The 21,022-nt window shown below is 31.5% G+C and carries 20 protein-coding genes; 14 read left to right on the top strand and 6 right to left on the bottom strand.

The genetic code is table 11. From position 1 onward, the window contains the following. Positions 1-3: 3 nt before the first annotated feature. Together KA830_RS12745 and KA830_RS12740 are read right to left on the bottom strand one after the other, a co-directional pair. Positions 4-2,034, bottom strand: coding sequence for a BglG family transcription antiterminator (locus tag KA830_RS12745; RefSeq protein WP_107365739.1), 2,031 nt, complete (start codon positions 2,032-2,034; stop codon positions 4-6). Positions 2,035-2,072: 38 nt separating this feature from the next. Next, on the bottom strand, positions 2,073-3,608 hold the full coding sequence (locus KA830_RS12740) for a PTS mannitol transporter subunit IIBC (RefSeq protein ID WP_046207713.1): 1,536 nt from the start codon (positions 3,606-3,608) through the stop codon (positions 2,073-2,075). A 641-nt stretch (positions 3,609-4,249) separates the two neighbouring features. Between KA830_RS12740 and glmS the strand changes: the two genes are divergently transcribed. The 4 genes from glmS (at position 4,250) to KA830_RS12720 (ending at position 8,295) form a co-directional block, all read left to right on the top strand. Beyond that, complete coding sequence (glmS, locus tag KA830_RS12735) at positions 4,250-6,055, top strand: glutamine--fructose-6-phosphate transaminase (isomerizing) (RefSeq protein ID WP_210134287.1); 1,806 nt, start codon at positions 4,250-4,252, stop codon at positions 6,053-6,055. Between the two features lie 149 nt (positions 6,056-6,204). Continuing rightward, a complete protein-coding gene (locus tag KA830_RS12730) occupies positions 6,205-6,564 on the top strand; it encodes a DUF2200 domain-containing protein (protein ID WP_070657408.1) in 360 nt (119 codons plus the stop codon). Positions 6,565-6,591: 27 nt separating this feature from the next. Continuing rightward, the gene (locus tag KA830_RS12725; RefSeq protein WP_046207717.1) at positions 6,592-7,392 is read left to right on the top strand and encodes an ABC transporter ATP-binding protein; all 801 of its coding nucleotides are present in this window, start codon (positions 6,592-6,594) and stop codon (positions 7,390-7,392) included. 51 nt (positions 7,393-7,443) lie between these two features. Continuing rightward, positions 7,444-8,295, top strand: coding sequence for an HAD family hydrolase (locus KA830_RS12720; RefSeq protein ID WP_046207718.1), 852 nt, complete (start codon positions 7,444-7,446; stop codon positions 8,293-8,295). Between the two features lie 269 nt (positions 8,296-8,564). Here KA830_RS12720 and KA830_RS12715 read toward each other — a convergent pair whose 3' ends face one another. Continuing rightward, positions 8,565-9,653 carry a hypothetical protein gene (locus KA830_RS12715; protein WP_046207719.1) on the bottom strand — a complete coding sequence of 363 codons (1,089 nt, stop codon included), beginning with the start codon at positions 9,651-9,653 and terminating at the stop codon, positions 8,565-8,567. A gap of 131 nt (positions 9,654-9,784) precedes the next feature. Here KA830_RS12715 and KA830_RS12710 point away from each other — a divergent pair, with 131 nt between their 5' ends. Continuing rightward, the gene (locus tag KA830_RS12710; RefSeq protein ID WP_064209826.1) at positions 9,785-10,516 is read left to right on the top strand and encodes a metallophosphoesterase family protein; all 732 of its coding nucleotides are present in this window, start codon (positions 9,785-9,787) and stop codon (positions 10,514-10,516) included. Between the two features lie 133 nt (positions 10,517-10,649). Here the strand turns inward: KA830_RS12710 and czrB are convergent, their stop codons facing one another. Beyond that, on the bottom strand, positions 10,650-11,603 hold the full coding sequence (czrB, locus tag KA830_RS12705) for a CDF family zinc efflux transporter CzrB (RefSeq protein ID WP_046207721.1): 954 nt from the start codon (positions 11,601-11,603) through the stop codon (positions 10,650-10,652). 26 nt (positions 11,604-11,629) lie between these two features. Then, entirely contained in the window at positions 11,630-11,929 is a 300-nt protein-coding gene (locus KA830_RS12700; RefSeq protein WP_080937829.1) for an ArsR/SmtB family transcription factor, read from the bottom strand. A gap of 147 nt (positions 11,930-12,076) precedes the next feature. On the opposite strand from KA830_RS12700, the gene KA830_RS12695 reads away from it, so the two are divergent. From KA830_RS12695 to KA830_RS12655, 9 genes are all read left to right on the top strand, one after another. Continuing rightward, on the top strand, positions 12,077-12,736 hold the full coding sequence (locus tag KA830_RS12695) for an SDR family oxidoreductase (RefSeq protein WP_064209828.1): 660 nt from the start codon (positions 12,077-12,079) through the stop codon (positions 12,734-12,736). A gap of 131 nt (positions 12,737-12,867) precedes the next feature. Further along, positions 12,868-13,566: a FadR/GntR family transcriptional regulator gene (locus KA830_RS12690; RefSeq protein WP_046207724.1), complete on the top strand. Its 699-nt coding sequence runs from the start codon at positions 12,868-12,870 to the stop codon at positions 13,564-13,566. 556 nt (positions 13,567-14,122) lie between these two features. Further along, entirely contained in the window at positions 14,123-15,061 is a 939-nt protein-coding gene (locus KA830_RS12685) for a type I phosphomannose isomerase catalytic subunit (RefSeq protein WP_046207725.1), read from the top strand. A 24-nt stretch (positions 15,062-15,085) separates the two neighbouring features. After that, positions 15,086-15,316, top strand: coding sequence for a hypothetical protein (locus KA830_RS12680; RefSeq protein WP_046207726.1), 231 nt, complete (start codon positions 15,086-15,088; stop codon positions 15,314-15,316). 209 nt (positions 15,317-15,525) lie between these two features. After that, on the top strand, positions 15,526-16,506 hold the full coding sequence (locus KA830_RS12675) for a YeiH family protein (RefSeq protein WP_046207727.1): 981 nt from the start codon (positions 15,526-15,528) through the stop codon (positions 16,504-16,506). Between the two features lie 72 nt (positions 16,507-16,578). Beyond that, positions 16,579-17,946, top strand: coding sequence for an EVE domain-containing protein (locus tag KA830_RS12670; protein WP_204179700.1), 1,368 nt, complete (start codon positions 16,579-16,581; stop codon positions 17,944-17,946). A gap of 323 nt (positions 17,947-18,269) precedes the next feature. Further along, positions 18,270-18,653 (top strand): thiol-disulfide oxidoreductase DCC family protein, encoded by a 384-nt coding sequence (locus KA830_RS12665; protein ID WP_145381730.1) that lies wholly within the window; start codon positions 18,270-18,272, stop codon positions 18,651-18,653. 23 nt (positions 18,654-18,676) lie between these two features. Continuing rightward, on the top strand, positions 18,677-19,540 hold the full coding sequence (gene rbsK / locus KA830_RS12660; protein ID WP_204179701.1) for a ribokinase: 864 nt from the start codon (positions 18,677-18,679) through the stop codon (positions 19,538-19,540). 179 nt (positions 19,541-19,719) lie between these two features. Further along, positions 19,720-20,169 (top strand): Dps family protein, encoded by a 450-nt coding sequence (locus KA830_RS12655; RefSeq protein WP_046207731.1) that lies wholly within the window; start codon positions 19,720-19,722, stop codon positions 20,167-20,169. Between the two features lie 135 nt (positions 20,170-20,304). Here KA830_RS12655 and deoD read toward each other — a convergent pair whose 3' ends face one another. Further along, positions 20,305-21,015, bottom strand: a complete 711-nt coding sequence (gene deoD, locus KA830_RS12650) for a purine-nucleoside phosphorylase (RefSeq protein WP_046207732.1) — start codon at positions 21,013-21,015, stop codon at positions 20,305-20,307. Between the last annotated feature and the right edge of the window lie 7 nt (positions 21,016-21,022).

Below are 21,022 nucleotides of genomic sequence, written 5' to 3'. Positions count from 1 at the left end.
TATTCACTCCATGTTTAATTGATTTTGTAATGCTTTCAGATAACTTTGTTTTAGTAAATCTGATAATTGTTCTGGTTGTTGCATAAATTGATCGATATTATCGAGATGCTCACCAATTTTTCCAGATAATTCACTAATAAGTTGTGCCATGATATCATCCGGAGGTATGAACATATTTAATAAATATGTTACAGAAACTTTGTCATTTTGATTACTTTTAAGCAAAAGTGGTTTTTCTAATATAGTGACTAGGATAAATGGTTTTTTAATTAAATCACTTTTTAAGTGTGGCATAGCAATAGGATAAGGATCTAAAACAAAGCCTTGTTCATCCATGCGTTGCTTAATAAGTTCAGCGAATGACTGTTTATCTTCAATAATTTGATGTTTAAATAATTGTCTTGTTAAATACATAATCCAATCTTGAATATGTGTATAATCAATATATATCGAATCAATGACTTCAAGTCCTTTACGGATATAATCTAATTGATATTCAGGATTTGAAAAGGTTATATCAGCATCATCAAATATTTGCGTTTGTGGCTTGTCTTGTTGCATGTTTAGAAAAGCAGCTACGTGATTAATGTCTGCATCTGGTAACAATGGATTAACAGTGAGATATGGTAAGCTGATATCTAGATTAACTGTTGAAATAATAGCATCATATTGTTGAATATCAATGGAATTAAGATCACCCACAGAGGCTTGCGTTGTTTGTTGAATTTCACTAAATGTTTGTTGTAATCGTGTAGCAAGTAGACGGCTTGTACCAATCCCACTACTGCAAACGACGAGCACCTTATAAAAAGATGTGGCTTGTTTTTGAATTGCACCACCGAAATGTAATACGATAAATGCAATTTCACTTTCTGGAAATTGAAAATTTGGCCATGTTTTTATTAAACCTTGATGTACACTTTCAAATAATCTTGGATATTTATGCTTAATCATTTCAGTTAAAGGATTATGCGTTTCAATATTAGCATTTAATCGATTGATTGCAGGTATTATATGCAATTTTAACCCTTCGCTTAATGTTCGCCAATCTTTAAATGTTTGTTGAGAAATCTCTGATACCATTTGAATAAGATTTTTGATGCGTTGATCATCTTTATTATTTTTAAACACTTCAGTAGTTTCTTTGCGTTTGGCCCCGCGTAAATGAATCGTGATAAAGGTTATTTCGGCTTGGTTGAACTGAACGCCGTAGATGTGCTCTAAATGTAATGCTAAAGCTGAGGCGACTTGATGTTCAAAGGTATCTTTGACATGATTATAAATATCATCATTTAAAGCTACATATTCATCTTTAAGCATTCGATCAATGCTGAGCACAATGTGTACTGTTAAAGTTAAATAGCTTGATTCTGTCAGTGAATAAGGTAGTTGTCCTAAATGATCCATAAGAATTCTCTCAACTTGGAAGATTTTATCTAAATCTACCATTGGTAACTGAGTTTGATTAATGGATTGATACACAAAGTGGTTTTCTATTACAGAATAAACACTCGTACTGTTTAAATTATTAACCATCAATTGACTTAATAACTCTCTTTTTTTTGATTCAGCACCATAAAGGTGAATACCTTCACCACGCTTTTTTTGAAGCGTTAATTGATATTGTACGAGTTCACCATCTAACTCATCTAGTAATTTAGCTAGGGTTTGCGTAGAAACACCAATTTCGTGTGCTAAACTGTATTGCTTGATTGGATCTTTAGCTTGAATAAGTGCATATAATATAATTACTTTTTGTTCTTCTTGAGACAAATCAATCGTAACTTGTTGAAGTAATTCATTTTTTAATGAATGTATCGCTGATGGACTACCAGATAACTGTAAACCTTTTTTCGTAACGCGTTCCAATTCAATATTAAAACTTTCTAAAAATGGCTCAATAGACTTTAATTCTCTATGAATAGTACGAGAGGATACAGCTAAATGTTGAGCAATGTCATAAATAGTGACATATTGACCGTGATACTTAATTAACATTTCGATAATTTCCTTTTCACGTGTACTCAAAAACATAGCCATACCCTCCAATTTATTTCTCTTTTAGTGAGTGATTAGTTTTCTTCTTTTTTAAGGTTTTCTAATAATTCATCATATCTAGGAGAATTTAAGAAATTCTCTACTGAAATATGAATTGCATTTGGAACTTGTTTGATTGCTCTATCTGTTAATTTTTTCTGAGTAATGACAAGTTGAGCGTCACTTGGCAATTGATTAATCGCTGTATTCGTTACTTCAACGTCTTGAATGCTAGCTTTTTTGAATTTGTTACGTAACATGCTTGCGCCCATAGCACTTGATCCCATACCTGCGTCACAAGCGAAGATAACATGATTTACTTTACTGTAGTCATGTGCATCTACATTCTCTGTATCATAGTTATCTAGTAAATCATCCTCTGATTGACTATCACTATTTTTGTCAGCTGTATCTTTTGTAGTTGTTGAAGTGTTATCATCACTATTCCCTGTTAACTTAGAAGATACACTCGATTTTTTACCTTTTGATGCTTCCATTTTCTCTGTCGCTGCTTCTAAATCTTCTTCTGTTTCTTTTGTGAATTTTAAAATAATTGATGAAACAATAAATGAAACGATTGCTGCTAATAACACACCTGTAATCATGTGTAAGAATTCGCCTTTAGGGGCATTTAACATATATACGATAAATGAACCAGGTGAAGCTGGACTCTTGAACCCAAAGTCTAATAATGAATAAGTAGCAACACCAGTCATACCACCTAATATTACTGCGATGAACAATAAAGGTCTCATTAACACATAAGGGAAGTAAATTTCATGAATACCACCTAAGAAGTGGATAATCCCAGCCCCATATGAAGTAGCTTTAGCTGTCCCTTTACCAAAGATCATATAAGCAACTAAAACACCTAAACCTGGACCAGGGTTTGATTCGATTGTGTATAAAATAGATTGGCCTGCAGATGCAGCTTGATCTGCACCCAATGGTGTAAATACACCATGATTTATAGCGTTATTTAAAAATACGATCTTAGCAGGTTCAACAATAATACTTACCAATGGAAGTAAATGCGCATGTACCAATGCTTCAACAGCAACTGATAAAATATGCATGATAAATTCCATGATTGGTGCTAATATTTTAAAACCTATTATAGTCATAATAAAACCTAAAATACCAGCTGAGAAGTTATTGAATAACATTTCAAAACCTTGTGGTGTTCTTGGTTGAATGAATTCATCAGTTTTCTTCATTAACCAACCAACAAGTGGCCCCATAATCATTGCGCCTAGTAACATAGGTGTTTCTGGTAATGCTACAATAACACCCATTGTTGCTACAGCTGCAATAATTCCGCCACGCATCTCGTGAATTAGGCGACCACCACTATAAGCAATTAATAATGGTATTAAATAAGTAATCATTGGTCCAGCTAATTCACCTAAATCTTTATTTGGCCACCAACCGCCATCTATAAATATTGCTGCTATAAAACCCCAAGCAATAAAAGCACCAATATTAGGCATAATCATACTACTTAAAAATGATCCAAAGGCTTGAACTTTACGACCAATTCCTTTATTTTCTTGAGCATCTGTTTGTGACATAATTTGCACCTCTTTTTCTCTGTATTTAAGTATCATTGTAGGTCTGTTTACATAAATAAACAACAAATAGTAATCTCAAATTTGGCACATATTTTTTGACAAGTTTATGACTATTAATATATGGAAGGTTTTGAATTTTTAATAATAAAAACATTTTGCAATTATTTTAAGGATGAAGTTAATAAAAAATTTGCATTTGGTCACAAATACATTGTACAATTAGTGGTATTGAAGGAAAGGAGGAAAGTTTGTCTTAAATATATCAATAAAAGCGCCTGTGCAAGTGAAGCGGTTAAATATTTAACATTTAAGATTTATAGCAGAAATCTTAATAGATATGAAATCGAAGCTTGTAGACGAGGAGGATAGTTATCGAACCATCGGCGGATGCTATCCCGGATGTGGCTCATTCGTAAACTTATTAAGGAAAACATTAGGGTGACCTAGTGCACAAAGTTAATAAGATAGCCAAATTAAATAAAAATTAAAAGTAAAGGTGAATGGGATTTCTGTGCCTATTTTTAAAATTTCTTACAAAAACGAATGTTAAGAAATTTATTTGAATTGGTCTTATATATTGAACAGGTTCCTATACGCCGAACGTTCAATACCCTTCACCATTAAATTGGAGGAGTATTTATATGTGTGGAATAGTTGGATATATCGGGCATGATAATGCCAAAGAATTGTTACTAAAAGGATTAGAAAAATTAGAATATAGAGGATATGACTCTGCTGGTGTTGCTGTTGTTAACGATGATGGCACAAATGTATTTAAATCAAAAGGACGTATTGCTGAGTTAAGAAAAGTTGCAGATAGTAAAGACGTTGATGGCAATGTAGGTATTGGTCACACACGTTGGGCAACACATGGTGTGCCAAATTATGAAAATTCACACCCACATCAATCTGCAACTAAACGTTTCACTTTAGTGCATAATGGTGTAATTGAAAACTATGAAGAGTTAAAAAATGAATATTTATCAGATGTAAAATTTCTATCTGAAACTGATACAGAAGTTATTGTTCAATTAGTTGAATACTTCTCAAATACTGGACTTTCTACAGAAGCAGCGTTTACGAAAGTTGTATCGTTATTAGAAGGTTCTTACGCATTAGGATTAATTGATAGTCATGACCGTGACACTATGTATGTTGCAAAAAATAAATCGCCGTTATTAATTGGTGTAGGCGATGATTTTAATGTTATTGCTTCAGATGCACTTGCAATGTTACAAGTAACAAACCAATACAAAGAAATTCATGATCATGAAATTGTTATTGTTAAACGTGATGATGTAGTTATTAAAGACCAAGAAGGTACGGTACAAGACAGAGAAGCTTATACTGCACAAATTGATGCTGCTGATGCAGAAAAAGGTGTTTATGATCATTACATGTTGAAAGAAATCCATGAACAACCTGCAGTAATGCGTCGTATTATCCAGGAATATCAAGATGCTGAAGGTAATTTGAAAATGGATGCGGATATTATAAAAGATGTAGCAGATGCAGACAGAATTTACATCATCGCAGCAGGTACAAGTTATCATGCAGGATTAGTTGGTAAAGAATACTTAGAAAAATGGGCAGGCGTGCCTACAGAAGTACATGTTGCTTCAGAATTTGTATATAATATGCCATTACTTTCTGAAAAACCATTATTTATTTACATTTCACAATCAGGTGAAACAGCGGATAGTCGTGCTGTATTAGTAGAAACTAAGAAACTAGGGCACAAATCATTAACAATTACAAACGTTCCTGGTTCAACATTATCTCGTGAAGCAGATCATACTTTATTATTACATGCCGGTCCTGAAATAGCCGTTGCATCTACAAAAGCCTACACTGCACAAATTGCAGTACTTTCAATTTTGTCACAAATTGTAGCGAAAGAACACGGTAAAGAAGCCGACGTTGAGTTATTACGAGAACTCGCGAAAGTGACTACTGCTATTGAAACAATTGTGGATGATGCAGATGTAATGAAACAAATTGCTACAGATTTCTTTGAAACAACTAGAAATGCATTCTTTATTGGTCGTACAATCGACTATAATGTTAGTTTAGAAGGCGCATTGAAGCTTAAAGAAATTTCTTATATTCAAGCAGAAGGTTTTGCAGGTGGTGAACTTAAACACGGTACGATTGCTCTTATTGAAGAGGGTACTCCAGTGATTGCTTTAGCTACACAAGAAAATGTAAACCTTTCTATTCGCGGCAATGTGAAAGAAGTTGCTGCACGTGGCGCAAACCCTTGTATAATTTCTATGGATGGATTAAATAAAGAGGGCGACACATACGTTATTCCTCATGTCCATGAGTTGTTAACACCATTAGTTGCTGTTGTGGCAATGCAGTTAATTTCATATTATGCTGCACTGCACAGAGATTTAGATGTGGATAAACCACGTAACTTAGCTAAGTCTGTAACAGTTGAATAAATTTATAAATAAGTTTGAGCTGGGACATTAAATTGTCTCAGCTTTTATTTTTAACTTATTGAAAGTGAAATGTTTTCAAAAGTTTAGAAAATTTAATATGCTAAGAAGAACGATTACATATAGAAATTAAAGAAAGGTAGTGTAAAATAATGACAAAACCTAAAATTTATACTATGGCTTTTGGAAATGTTTATCCTCATTTAGTGAAAAAGGCCGAAAAAAAAGGTAGAACGAAAAATGAAGTGGACACGATCATTAAGTGGATGACCGACTATAGTCAATCTCAGTTGGATGAAATGGTAGAAGATGGTACTGATTATGAAACATTTATTCAACAAGCACCACAATTAAATCCACATAGAACTAAAGTGACAGGTGTTATTTGTGGGATTCGTGTTGAAAATATGGAAGAATCAGTAATGAAAGAGATTAGGTATTTAGACAAGATGGTTGATGAATTAGCTAAAGGTAAGACATTGGAAAATATATTTAGACAGAATCAAAAATAAATGGCAATTTAACAAAGGGGGATATATATGCTAATTGATTTGAACAATATAGCAAGAAGAAAAGATGGAAAAGAAATTGTTCAAGGTGTGAGTTGGCAGATTAAAGAGGGAGAAAAATGGATGTTATATGGTTTGAATGGGGCAGGTAAGACGACACTATTGAATATTTTAAATGCCTATGAGCCAAATACGTCAGGTGAAATGACTTTATTTGGTATGAAGCCTGGAAACAAAGGATATTCTGCTGAAAATGTACGCCAGCAAATTGGATTTGTATCTAGTAGTTTAATGGATCGTTTTCAAGATGGTGAAATTGTTTTAGATGTAGTAATGAGTGGGATATTTAAGTCAATCGGTGTGTTTCAGGATGTACAACAACAACACATAGATTTGGCAAAACAATATTTAAAGCAAATGGGAATGACTCAATTTGAAAATCAATATTATGGTTATCTTTCTACTGGAGAGCGTCAAAAAGTGTTGATAGCAAGAGCTTTGATGGGGAGCCCTAAACTTTTAATTTTGGATGAACCAGCTTCAGGACTAGATTTTATTGCAAGAGAAGATTTATTAAGTGCACTGACACAATTGTATAAGCAAAATCCTCAATTAGCAGTAATTTATGTCACGCATTTTGTAGAAGAAATCACCCAGGACATTGATTATGGTTTTTTATTGAAAAATGGACAATCTTTCAAACAAGGTCAATTATCCGAAATTCTAAATAATACAACATTAAGTCACTTCTTTAAGCGGAATGTCAGCATAACATATAACCATGGGCGCTATACATTGTTTTTAGAAGATGAAGACATTGCAGAAACATAGACAAAGTGCCATAATTTAAGACGATAACATATGATGGAGGATTTATATTAAATGGAAAATGTTAAAGCAATATTTTTGGATATGGATGGTACAATTTTACATAAAAACAATCGTGTAGATAACGAAACAACAGAAATAATACAGACTTTAAGAAATCATGGTTATAAAGTGTTTTTAGCTACTGGAAGAGCACATGATGAGATTCATTACCTTGTACCTAAAGACTTTAAAGTGGATGGTATTATTAGTTCTAATGGTACGAACGGTGTCGTTCACAATGAAACTATTTTTAAACATAGTTTAACATTTGATACGGTAAATGAAATTGTGAAAAGAGCAAAAGCACAAGCAATTTATTATGAAGTGTTTCCTTTCGACGGCAATCGTATCATTCTTAATGAAGATCAAACGTGGGCAGAAGCTATGTTTAAACAATCAACACCACCTGAAAACGTAGGCTATAGTGAGTGGACATCCCGTAGAGAATCTATTGTTGAAAAAGTAAGTTGGGAACCAATTATCCCTGACACATCATTTTCAAAAATTTATTTATTCTCACCAGATTATGATAAGATTACTCAATTTCGAAATCAGTTAATCGATGACCAAACAGCACTTCAAATCAGTGTATCAAATTCATCGCGCTTTAACGCGGAAACAATGGCTTTTGGTATTGACAAAGGCACTGGAATTAAAGAAATGATAGACTACTTTGGCATTAAACAAGAAGAAACATTAGTCATTGGTGATAGTGATAACGACAGAGCGATGTTTGCGTTTGGTAATTATACTGTAGCGATGAAGAACGCTCGGCCAGAAATTCAAGCTTTAGCTGATGATGTCACTTCATTCACAAATGAAGAAAACGGTGCGGCATTATACTTGAAAAAACATTTATTATAAAATATACGTATAGATAAATTGATTAAAAAAGACACTTTTCTCGTTTAATAATGATTATTAAATGAGATAAAGTGTCTTTTTTTGATATGGATAATTGACTGTTCACATGCTTTAGCATAAGAATCAATTGAGAGTGTGCAAGTATAATATAAACAGTTAAGTAGTATCGTAAAAAAAGACAAGTATAAATTCAAAAGGACTAATCCTTTTGAACGTGGATTAGTCCTTTTTGAAGGTAGAACGATGGTCCTAACTGTTTCCTATTGATATTATTTTTCTTTGTTATCAATTTGATCTTTGATATCTGAAGCCTTTTCTTCAGCATTATCTTTAAACTGATCAGAAGTTTGATTAACTTTATCCGTAGCTTTCTCAGTTGTATGATTAACACTATTGCTTACTTTAGATGTTTGATTAGATTGTGTAGAAGCTTTTGATTTTTTAACTTCTGATTTATCTATTTTCTCGCCATTTTTATTGTAGTATTGAATAATTGCTAATAAGTTTGTGTAATAAACGATTAATCTAATTATAATAACGATTACTGACACAATATAGATAATAGTCGTTGCTAATGTTTGTGAAATACTACCAGTACTAATAGAAACTAATTGACTTACTGGGTTTGCTAAGATGATAACAAGTAAATTTAGCAATAATATACCTATATAGAATTTAAACCAAGTTTTATTGCCGTTTTTAATAGCTTTAAAGCCACGTTTCACAGATGACCAAGCGCCTCTACTAGGTTCTTTAACAAAAGCTAATGTATAATTGATGATTAGGATTGTAAAGAACCAATAAACAAATGACAATATAAATACTTGTAAAGTAGCGGCAATGATTTGGAATGTTAATGACCATCCAAGTGCATGATCAGAACTGCTTAACGGTCCTTGTAATGCAGTGAATAATTGTACAATGCCTAATTGTAATAGCTTACTTATTAGAATATTAAGTAATAATATAATAATAATACTTAATAAAGTAATTAAAGATAATTTTAACGATTTAGCATATTTACCTTTTTTAAATATTGAAAATAAATCTTTGAATTTAACCTTGTCTTTATTAATTGCATTGTCTATAGTGTATATAGTTCCAGCAATAAGTTGATAGCCTACAAATATGAAAACCACTAATGGAATTAATATTGCTAGTATTAATGTAATTAAGGCACTACCAATAGGTTGTTGCATTGCCATTGACATTAAAAACTTATATATTGCTGGTTGAACTGGTATAAAAGTTAGAACAGTCAAAGCAAATAATATGATAAAACTTACAATTGTGAATAGTAAAATTTTAGCATTTTGCGGTTTAGCATTTTGTAATGCTAGTTTATGAAATTTAAACAAATTTTAAGCACTCCTTTTTAGTGATAAGCATATGCTATCAAAAAATTAGAGATTTTAAAATTAATAGGTAACAAAATGGCTATAAAATGTTAAAATGACCAAATGAGAAAATATTGAAAGGAGATATCATCATGAAATTTGCAATTCTTACTGATGTACATGGCAATTTTGATGCGTTGGATACAGTATTGGATGATATTGATAGAAGAAAAGATATAAATAAAATATATAACCTAGGCGATAATATTGGTGTAGGCCATGAAACAAATAAAGTACTTGACGAAATATTTGAAAGAGATGATATGGAAATTATTGCAGGTAATCATGATGAAGCGGTGATGTCAATTGTTAACGATACGCCTTATCCTGAAGACTTAAAAGATAAATTTTATGAACACCACCAATGGATTGAAAGTCACTTAGACGAAGATTATTATGATAAATTAAATGCGTTACCTCGTGTTATTGAAAAAACTATAAATCATAAAAAAATCATGTTCATTCATTATGAAATCCCAAATGATAAATTGAACACGCCAATTGATGGGCAGCCGTTTAGTCCCATTGTGGAACCTACAGAAGAAAATATTAAATCACTATTCGAGGATAAAGAAGCAGATTTAATTGTTTTTGGTCATAATCATACGGTTCATTTGTTTGATGATAAATCTAAAGTTTATTTTAATCCTGGATCTGTTGGATTGAATAATGGCGCATATGCTGTATATGGTATTGTTACTATCGATGAAAATGAATTTTCATTTGAAAGGGTTAAAGTTCCTTATGATAATGAAGAATTTATAAGAGGTTTTAAAGAAAAACAAGTGCCAGCTAAAGAGCTGATATTTGATAAATTTTTATAGGCATAAAATGTTTTGGATTTGCTATATATTTTAAAAGAAATTTAAATAATAAAAGTGACTAGATTGATATTGCTTATTTTAAGCTTTAAAATCTAGTCACTTTTTATTTTTATTCATGTTATTTTTATTCATGTTATTTTTCTGTATAAATTGCTGAACATAAAGTATTGTTGTCATGATTATGATATTCTGTTTCAAACTGTATTGTCATATGTTGAATGTTTAAATGTGTTAGACGATGTTCGAGTAAGTTTAAAAGTTGTTCACCTTCTTCAATTGTCATGTCATTTGGTACAACTGCATGACAACTTAAAGCATTTATTTCGTTAGAAATAGTCCAAATATGACAATCATGTACATTTATTATTTGCGCTTCACTTGTAATAGCACTTATGATTTCACTCATATTGACATCGCTTGGCGTACCTTCCATCAATATATTGATGGATGATTTCGTTATCCCCCAACTACTTTTAATAATAAGTAGAGAAACGATAATACTCGCAATAGGATCTGCAAATGTCCAATTAAATGCCCAAATAAGAATAGCTGCTGTAATGGCTCCGACTGAACCTAATAAGTCACCAATAACATGGAGAAATGCACCACGCATGTTTATATTATGATCTGTATCTCCACCTTTAAACATAAAGGAAGCAACAACGATATTAACGATGAGTCCAATTACACTGATGATAAACATTTCTGTAGATTTTACAGCTACTGGATTAAAGAAACGGTCGATTGCTTCTATGATTATAAAAATACCGATAACAAATAGCGTTACGCCATTAAATAATGCAGCTAATATTTCGAAGCGTTTGTATCCAAAAGTCTTAGATTTAGTAGCGTGTTTTTCAGAATAAATAAAAGCTAATAAAGCCACACCTAATGAAATTGAATCACTGAACATGTGTAAACCATCAGATAATAGTGCTAAACTATGTGCTAAAAAACCTCCGATGATTTCAACAATCATAAATATACCAATAATTAAAAAGCTAATGAGCAAGATTTTTTTATTATTGGTATGTACATGTCCATGTGTATGATTGTGTGTGTGATTGTGTTCGTGTTGTTGAGTCATATAGGTCCACACCTTTCATTATAGTTTTATAGTTTGTGATTTGCGTGATGTATTGCTTGTTTTAGTAAATCAGTTACATGTGTATCGTCAATTGAATATATCATTGACTGGCCTTCTCGGGTAGATTTGACTAGGTGGGCTTGTTTGAGTATACGTAACTGATGTGACACATTAGATTGGCCCATATTTAAAGTGTGCGCAATATGTCCTACACTGCTAGAACTTTGAGATAATAAGTGCATGATGCGTATGCGATTTGTTTCGCTTAATGCTTTGAAAATATCGGTTACATGATTTAATGTTTCAGTGTTTATTGATGCATCCACAAAATTCACCTCTATATATGAACATATTAGTATATGTTCATATATTAATGGTTTCGTACTAATATGTCAACAAAAAGTGCATAATTGTTTTAAATTCTTATAAAAGTGGTAGACTTTTAGTATTAACTTAATTAAGGAGGTACCAATATGAGTATTTTAGTTATTGGCGCTAATGGTGGCGTTGGCCAACATTTAGTAGAACAATTGAAAGAAAAAGATATAGACTTTACCGCTGGAGTTAGAAAAGAATCCCAAGTTGAACAGTTAAAAGAAAAAAATATCAAAGCAACATTAATTGATGTAGAAACAGACGATATTCAAGCTTTAACTGAAAAATTCAAAGGTTTTGATCGTGTAGTATTTTCTGTTGGTTCAGGTGGTAGTACAGGCGCTGATAAAACAATTATTGTAGACTTAGATGGTGCTATTAAAGCTATTAAAGCAAGTGAGGCAAATCATGTTAAGCAATTTGTTATGGTGTCAACATATGATTCTAGAAGAGAGGCATTTGATGCTAGTGGAGACTTGAAGCCTTATACAATTGCTAAACATTATGCTGATGAATATTTAAAACAAGCATCAGTATCATATACGATTGTACATCCTGGTGTTTTATTAAATGATGATGGCACAAACAAGATTGAAGTAGGAGCCTTTTTTGAAGGTAGAGGCTCAATTCCAAGAGAAGATGTCGCTTCAGTTATCAATGAAGTTGTAACAACTGATGATTATTTAAATACTGAATTCCAAATTATTAGTGGAGATGTGGAGATACCACAAGCTTTAGATAATTTTAAAAATAAATAATTAATAGTTACAAAGATGGGCCAATTTACAACTTATAGTAATTTGGTCCATTTTTAACTGAAATATCTATTATTTTAATAAATTTTATGAAGAAAATTTGATACAATAATAGATATCGTTTGGAGGTAACTATGAAGATTTCAAACACTAAAATTTATGAACAAGTCGCAGATACTTTATTGGAAAGCATCAAATCTGGAAATTATCAAGTCGGAGATAAAATACCATCGATACAAAAGCTCAGTAAAGAATTTGGTGTGAGTGTGGCTTCGGTAAGAGAAGCTTTGAATGCATTAAGAACGATAGGCGTATTAGAAATAAAACAAGGATATGGGACATTTGTAAAACAAATTGAACCAACTTTTTTTGAATTAGGAGATAAATTTAATTCAGTAGTTCAGATAAAAGAATTGTTAGAGTTAAGAGAAATTGTTGAAAGCGCCACCGTTAAAATGGCTGCTTGTCATCGTACAGAAGCAAACTTAATTGATTTGAAAAATGCTTTGAATCGAATGGGGGAAGCGATAACAGATGGCACGTCAGGAGAAAGAGCTGATTTAGAATTCCATTTATTAATTGCTAAAGCTGGCAATAATTCTTTATTAGTTGAATTACTAAATAATATATCTGAACTCATGCAAGATTCTATGAAAGAAACAAGAAAGATATTTATTTATAGTAAACAAAAAACAATGAATAAATTGCTAGAGGAGCATGTAGTCATTTATAATGCGATTGCTAACAAAGATGATGTAGAAGCAGTTAAAGCAATGGAGTCACATTTATTAGAAGTCAAAGAAACAATATTAGCCAACTTCAAAGAAAAATAGATTTGAGAAAGCATCATGGCGGTAATCTTCAAATTTATTTTAATGCTTTCCAAATTCATAAAGTCTAAGGCGAGTATAATTAAATTTCAATGAATAAAAAGCCCAAACTATAGCAGTTTGGGCTTTTATTGCAAATTTTAAATTTTGAACAGTAATCATCTGATCAAAATCATCATAATTCATTACCTTATATGTAAAAGAATCTGAGTCTTTTAAAGACTCTAGTATCATTATAATGTGAAAAATATTGACAAGGCAAGTCTTTATTTAAAAAATTTATGACAATTGAATAATTTTATTGTCAAATTCAACTGAATGTAATTGAATCACATTAATTTAACTATACGTCTATGAATCGTATTGATATAATAATTATTGATTTAAATATGAGTAAACGTTGAAGTGACAGTTTATAATGCGTTAAGATATGTGATACAATTTCAATAGTTCTGTCAAATTAATTTTAAAATGTAATATTAATAGTATAAATTTATATTTTTCTAAATTGGAAATATCAGATTAAACAATATATTAACTAAGTTTGGAGGTGTGGTGAATGCCATTATTTTTAAAACCAGTATTACATGAGAAAATTTGGGGTGGCACAAAGTTGAAATCACTCGGTTATGATTTGCCGGCTGAAAATATTGGAGAAGCATGGGGGATTTCAGCACACCCAAATGGAAAATGTGAAGTGTTGAATGGGCCATACAAGGGGCAGACACTAGATATGGTATGGGAAAATCATCGAGAATTGTTTGGTGATTTCCCGAGCCAAGAGTTTCCATTAATGACAAAAATTGTAGATGCAAAAGAAGCATTATCAATCCATGTGCATCCTGATGACGCATACGCTTATGAAAATGAGAATGGACAATATGGTAAGTCAGAATGTTGGTATATCATAGATGCAGAAGAAGACGCAGAAATCATTTATGGTGTGAATGCAGATTCGAAAGATATTGCAGTGAATCAAATCAATGAAACTGACTATGCAAATTTATTTAATAAAGTTAAGGTTAAGCCGGGTGAATTTTATTTCATACCAGCAGGAACGGTTCATTCTATAGGTGCTGGTGTACTTGTCTATGAAACAATGCAATCTTCTGATGTCACTTATCGCGTATACGATTTTGGTCGAGAGGAAAAAGCCCATCATAGCAGAGGATTGGATCAAGCAAAAGCAAAGGATGTCATCGAAGTTACTCAAGAAAATATTAATATAGCTACGGATACTGAAATTATTGAAAATCACAAACGAATTCAACTAGTTTCAAATGACTTTTTTACAATGGTTAAGTGGGAAATATCTGGCACATTAAATTATATGAAACCGAGAGAATTTGTTTTAGTTTCTGTATTAAAAGGCAATGGACAAGTCATAGTTGATGGAGACATTTATGATGTAACACAAGGTCAAAATTTCATACTAACTTCAGACGATTTAGATACAATTTTTGAAGGGAATTATGAATTAATTATAAGTTATTTATAGAGAATAAAAACGGAGTGTTTTAAAATGTATAAGTATTTATATGTATCGTTAATTTGCGGCTTATTAGCTGGCGCAGGGATATTTTTAAAAATACCTATTTTCCCTTCATTTTTCTTACCCGTAATCATTGGTGCAATTGGTATAATTGCTACATTAATTACGATACCTAACAAAGAAATAAGTGGATTATTAAAACTTGGTGGTGTACTCATTAATTTAATGCCAATTATGGGTGCATTGACGATGGTTCAATAATCAATAAATTTAGTGTCTTTACTTTTGAAGTTAAAGATACTTTTTTTATAAGTAATAATCATTAGTTTTATTAATTAAATCAAATTCAGTTTGGACGAAATGGATATTAATAATTAAAATGAATCAGTTTTATAATTAAAAGATTATAAAATTTTCTTTAGCGATAAAATATTTATGGTAAAATAGAATTTAAATTGGAGGTGGGCTAAATGTCGAAATCTCGAGGCTTATTGATGACATTTATTATTGCGCTTATTGCAACCATTATGGGAAGCAAATTTCCAGTAATAGGAAGTGCAATCTTTGCCATTGTTATAGGTATTCTTTTAAATAACTTTATTGAAATTCCCAAAAAATATCGTGCCGGTATCCAATTTAGTAGTAAAAAAGTATTGCATTATAGTATTATTGTTCTCGGTTTTACGTTGAGCTTTCAATCTATAGGTTCAATTGGTTGGAAATCTCTGCCAATTATAATTATAACTTTATTAGCTGCATTTATAATCGTGTTTATTTTGATGAAAATATTTAAAATAAATGAAAATCTTAGCATCCTGATTGGGGTTGGGACATCTATCTGTGGTGGGTCTGCGATTGCTGCCACAAGCCCAGTTATCAAGGCTAAAGAAAACGAAGTAGCATTTGCTATTTCAACTATATTTTTATTCAACTTAATAGCAGTTTTTATATTCCCACCACTCGGTCATTTAATGAACATGGGTCAAACGGCTTTTGGATATTTTGGGGGTACGGCAATAAATGATACATCTAGTGTTATTGCTGCGACTTCTAATTACGGAAATAAAGCATTAGAAACTGGCGCAATTGTAAAATTAACACGGACGTTAATGATTATTCCAGTAGTATTATTTTTTACATATAGAACGATTCGTAAAGAAAAATCTAAACAAACAGGCACGTCGATCAAACAAATCTTTCCATGGTTTATAGTTTGGTTTATTATAGCCTCATTAATTAGTACAATTTTTAATTTTTCACCAACTGTTATTCATATATTTCAACAAATATCACTATTCTTAATAACGATGGCAATGGCAGGTATAGGATTAAATGTAGATTTCAGACAATTTAAACAAGCTGGTGCAAAGCCGATTTTATTAGGGCTAGTGACTTGGATAGTAGTAATAATAACAAGTTTGATATCAATGAAATTGATTAATTTATTGTAATCGTTGTTTGCGGATTAATTTTTAAATATAATGAGAAGATAGAATTTTTTATATGAGATAAGGAGTATCTAAATGGCAGAGGAAACAAATTATTTTTGGTTAAATTGCGGATATAATCGCTGGAATCATAACGAACCATTAGTGGGTCAAACAACATTATTTGAATCAGGTGCTCAATTTAATCCGTCACAAGGTTTCCGATCTTTTAAACAAGCTAAAGTAGGAGATAAAGTTGTATTTTATCAAGTACAGATGGATACTGGTTTACTAGGATTTGGTGAAATTACTAGCGTTCAAACAGGCGCACAGAATAAAATTCGTGTTCATTTTCAGTTGTTAGAACAATTGAAACCATTAACATCTGATTACTTAAAAAGAAGTGAACAATTAGAATTTCGTATTACTAATATGAAAGAAACACTATTTAATCAAATTACAAAAGACGAATTTGACTTAATCGTGAGTTTGGGTAAAGGAGAAACGAAAATACCTAGATATTTCTTTATATCAGAGGAGCAAGAATTCGAACCCAATTCTTATAATACGTTGTTTACACACACATATAATGGTATTAAACGAAATGGATACCATTTTTATAGACAACTCGAAATTGGAGACCAACTCGTTTTTTATAATAAACATAGAGAACAATCAGTGATTGGTGTTGGTGAAGTAAGTCAACATTTACATGAAAAATCTCCAATCCCTGGTCGTACAAATAGTACAGCGATAGAGGTTTATTTTGAAAAAGAAATCGAGCCCGTAACATTAAGTACATTAAATAAACACCCAAAATTAAAAAACTTATATTATTTACAAGAAAATGCAAAACAAGCGATTGCGAGTATGTCACGTACACAATTTGATGCAATACTTGAAATGAGTGAAAACGATGGAATGAAATCTCAGTTTGAAGCAGTTAAAAGTCAAGATGTTATTGATAAAGCAGATGAGGATGTAAAACCATTTATTCTGTTAGTAGTTGATAAAGGCGAAGGTCTAAAAGCTGCAGAAAACTTGCTACAAAAGACAAATGCTAATCCAGTAATTACGGCAGGGCATCCAGATTTTACAGAGGATATGTTATATGGTAAATATTTACCAAATGAGGCGGGTGCTTTGTATTATAGAGAGGGTTTCATTACTAATCTTATGCCAAGAAATGATAAAAGTTATCTGGTTATAGATAATTTTAATCGTATAGATCCAGACATTTTTCAAACTTATATTAATGTTTTAGAAGGCTATGAAATGACATTACCAAGATATAATAGAGATGGAAGTATGGTTAAATGGTCCAGAAAAAAAGATTCATTTTATCATTTTAATCCCAATTGGCATATCGTTGGCATTACGTATGATAGCATAAATGATATAAAACAAAAATATACTGAACAGTTTTTAAAATATGCAAGAATTGTTAAGGTAAATCAAGATTAAAATCACAGTTTAAAAATAGTGAATAAGCGTCTGGGACATCATTGGTTCGTCCTGGGCGTTTTTATATTATCTGTAGAAGACTAAAGCTCAATTCAGGTAAAGTTTAATACTTTTTCTATTCTAGTCATCATTACTGTGGTGAGGTGACGAAATATTTTAAATAAAATGAGATTTCTGTCCAATTTTGTATGTAAAATAAATACTTGAGGATACCTAATAATATATTTCATATAATGATTTATTTTTATCATTTTAGGATATAATAGAACTGTGAATAAATAATTTATATTTTATGGTTACAAATCATAAAAGGAGATGAAGGCATGCCAATAATTTATTACGATGGTAACTGCGTATACTGTTACAATTACGCAATTTGGCTTATTCAAAATGGGTTGTCTAGACGTTACCAATTTGCAAAACTTCAAGGTTCTACAGCTCAAAATATGTTTGAAAATTATCCAGAAACAAAACAACACGATAGTGTTATTTTGCAAGAAGGAGACCAATTTAAGTATAAATCAGATGCAATAGCATCATTGATTTCATCTTTAACAAATTATAAATGGATTGGCTTATTATTATATATGACCCCTAAATGGTTAAGAGATTTTGGTTATCAACTTTTTGCAGATAATAGAAACAGAATGTGGAAAACACATTGGCACAAACCTAATGATTATGAGCAATCATTTTTTATTGACTGAATGCATAGATGGAGGAAAAGAATATGGGAAACATAGTTGTGATTGGTAGCGCATCAATCGATTTAGTGGTAAAAACAGATATTTTACCTAATGTAGGTGAAACAGTAATGGGGGAATCATTTTTCACAAATCCTGGAGGTAAAGGTGCTAACCAAGCTGTTGCGGCTGCACACTTAAGCGACCATGTTTATATGATCGGGGCTGTAGGCAATGATGATAATGGAGAGCAAATACTTTCAAATCTTAAAAAAAACAATGTAAATACAAAGTATATGGATATTATTGAAAATGAAGCGTCAGGAACTGCACATATAACGTTGTTTGAAGATGATAATCGAATTGTTGTAGTGCCGGCAGCAAATAATTATGTAACGCCAGATAAAGTAATTCCAAAACTAGAATTTTTTGCTGCTGGCGATATTATTGTAATGCAACATGAAATACCTGAAGAGACTATTAAAAAAGTAGTGGAATATGCACAAAAACATGAAATGAGGGTAATGTTAAATCCTGCACCATTTCGACCATTAGATAAAGAAATAATTGAGAAAGTTAATTGGTTGACGCCAAATGAATCAGAAAGTGAACTATTATTTGAAAATGAAGTTGATAAAGCTCTTATGATGTATCCTGAAAAATTAATCGTAACTAAAGGGGCTGCGGGTGCATTGTTTTACAGTGATTCTCAACAACTTGTTAAGGGATATAAAAAAGAAGTAGTTGATACTACAGGGGCTGGAGATACGTTTAATGGTGCGTTAGCAGTTGCTCTAATTGAAAATAAGTCATTAGAGGAAGCAGTTAATTTTGCCAATTTAGCTGCTAGTTTTTCAGTTACAGGATTAGGTGCTCAAGGTGCAATGCCATACAGAAAAGAACTAGATTAAATGACTTAATTCAGGGTATAATATAAGTGAGTGATTAAGCTGCATTCTAAATTATAATAATTATAATTTAATACTGATAAACACTTTACAGATTGTAATTATTATAATATAATAATTATTGTAATCGAAAATTGATTGTCGCTTAGTTACGACAAAAATTTAAAGGAGAGATTTTTGATATGTCAAAAAATAATGAAGAAGTTGTAAAAGTATTAAACCAACAAGTAGCAAACTGGACAGTTGCATTCACCAAATTACACAATTTTCATTGGTATGTAAAAGGACCAAATTTCTTCTCACTACACACAAAATTTGAAGAATTATATGATGAAGCAAGTCAATATATAGATGATTTAGCAGAGCGTATTTTAGCAGTAGACGGTAATCCAGTAGGTACATTAAAAGAAAGTTTAGAGTTATCAATTATAGATGAAGCAGGTAAAGGTTATACAGCAGAACAAATGGTTGAAGCATTATCAACAGATTTTGAAAATATTTCAAAACAATTAGAAGAAGCAATTGAAGTTGCTTCTAATGCCGAAGATGATGTAACTGAAGATATGTTTATCGGTATGCAAACCAATATTGACAAACATAATTGGATGTTAAAATCTTATTTAGGAAAATAATAGTTTATAGATAGACAAACAGTATTTATATTTAAAACAGTAAAAGACAGGAATCAAATTTTTCATTTGATTCCTGTCTTTTTTGTAATAGAGATAAAAATAAGAACTTAGTTCATGTATGAACGCTATAAAATTTTATTCAGCAATTTCTAATGCAATTTCCATCATTTGAGTAAATGAGTTTTGACGTTCTTCTGCAGTAGTTGCTTCATCACGTAGAATATGATCACTTACAGTGAAGACGCCTAAAGCCTTTTTATTAGCAAAAGTTGCATTTAAGTATAATGCAGCAGATTCCATTTCAATGCCTAAGATGCCCATACGTTGCCATTTTTCGTTAAATGTTGGATCGGCATTATAAAATGTGTCTGAAGAAAGAATATTACCAACATGCGTAGTAGCACCAATTTCATCCGCTTTTTGTTTTGCTTTTAACATTAAGTCAAAATCAGCTAAAGGCGCATAGTGACCTGGAATATTATATTGCTCTACATAACTCGAATTCGTAGAAGCACCTTGAGCAATAATGATGTCATATAGGTTAACGTTTTCCTGTAAAGCGCCACATGATCCAATTCGAATAATTGTGTCGACATTGAAAAAATTATATAGTTCGTATGAATAAATACCAATACTTGGAATACCCATTCCAGAACCCATAACAGAAACTTCTTTTCCTTTATAAGTGCCTGTATAACCAAACATGTTTCTAACTTCATTAAATTGTTTTACATCTTCTAAATAGTTATCAGCGATATATTTAGCTCTCAAGGGATCCCCAGGCATTAAAACAGTTTTAGCAATTTTAACTCCGTTAGGTTGAATATGTGGTGTAGATTTTGTCATAGACTTC

Source organism: Staphylococcus sp. GDY8P119P, from assembly GCF_017892075.1.
GTDB lineage: Bacteria > Bacillota > Bacilli > Staphylococcales > Staphylococcaceae > Staphylococcus > Staphylococcus ureilyticus.
This window is presented reverse-complemented; position numbering and strand designations above follow the sequence as displayed.

What these genes read in the sequence shown, in the direction of transcription:
- KA830_RS12730 (WP_070657408.1), top strand. Translation starts at nt 6,205, where the DNA reads ATGACAAAACCTAAAATTTATACTATGGCTTTTGGAAATGTTTATCCT.
- KA830_RS12725 (WP_046207717.1), top strand. Translation starts at nt 6,592, where the DNA reads ATGCTAATTGATTTGAACAATATAGCAAGAAGAAAAGATGGAAAAGAA.
- KA830_RS12685 (WP_046207725.1), top strand. Translation starts at nt 14,123, where the DNA reads ATGCCATTATTTTTAAAACCAGTATTACATGAGAAAATTTGGGGTGGC.
- KA830_RS12690 (WP_046207724.1), top strand. Translation starts at nt 12,868, where the DNA reads ATGAAGATTTCAAACACTAAAATTTATGAACAAGTCGCAGATACTTTA.
- KA830_RS12720 (WP_046207718.1), top strand. Translation starts at nt 7,444, where the DNA reads ATGGAAAATGTTAAAGCAATATTTTTGGATATGGATGGTACAATTTTA.
- KA830_RS12665 (WP_145381730.1), top strand. Translation starts at nt 18,270, where the DNA reads ATGCCAATAATTTATTACGATGGTAACTGCGTATACTGTTACAATTAC.
- KA830_RS12675 (WP_046207727.1), top strand. Translation starts at nt 15,526, where the DNA reads ATGTCGAAATCTCGAGGCTTATTGATGACATTTATTATTGCGCTTATT.
- KA830_RS12680 (WP_046207726.1), top strand. Translation starts at nt 15,086, where the DNA reads ATGTATAAGTATTTATATGTATCGTTAATTTGCGGCTTATTAGCTGGC.
- czrB (WP_046207721.1), bottom strand. Translation starts at nt 11,603, where the DNA reads ATGACTCAACAACACGAACACAATCACACACACAATCATACACATGGA.
- KA830_RS12655 (WP_046207731.1), top strand. Translation starts at nt 19,720, where the DNA reads ATGTCAAAAAATAATGAAGAAGTTGTAAAAGTATTAAACCAACAAGTA.
- KA830_RS12745 (WP_107365739.1), bottom strand. Translation starts at nt 2,034, where the DNA reads ATGTTTTTGAGTACACGTGAAAAGGAAATTATCGAAATGTTAATTAAG.
- rbsK (WP_204179701.1), top strand. Translation starts at nt 18,677, where the DNA reads ATGGGAAACATAGTTGTGATTGGTAGCGCATCAATCGATTTAGTGGTA.
- deoD (WP_046207732.1), bottom strand. Translation starts at nt 21,015, where the DNA reads ATGACAAAATCTACACCACATATTCAACCTAACGGAGTTAAAATTGCT.
- glmS (WP_210134287.1), top strand. Translation starts at nt 4,250, where the DNA reads ATGTGTGGAATAGTTGGATATATCGGGCATGATAATGCCAAAGAATTG.
- KA830_RS12740 (WP_046207713.1), bottom strand. Translation starts at nt 3,608, where the DNA reads ATGTCACAAACAGATGCTCAAGAAAATAAAGGAATTGGTCGTAAAGTT.
- KA830_RS12695 (WP_064209828.1), top strand. Translation starts at nt 12,077, where the DNA reads ATGAGTATTTTAGTTATTGGCGCTAATGGTGGCGTTGGCCAACATTTA.
- KA830_RS12710 (WP_064209826.1), top strand. Translation starts at nt 9,785, where the DNA reads ATGAAATTTGCAATTCTTACTGATGTACATGGCAATTTTGATGCGTTG.
- KA830_RS12670 (WP_204179700.1), top strand. Translation starts at nt 16,579, where the DNA reads ATGGCAGAGGAAACAAATTATTTTTGGTTAAATTGCGGATATAATCGC.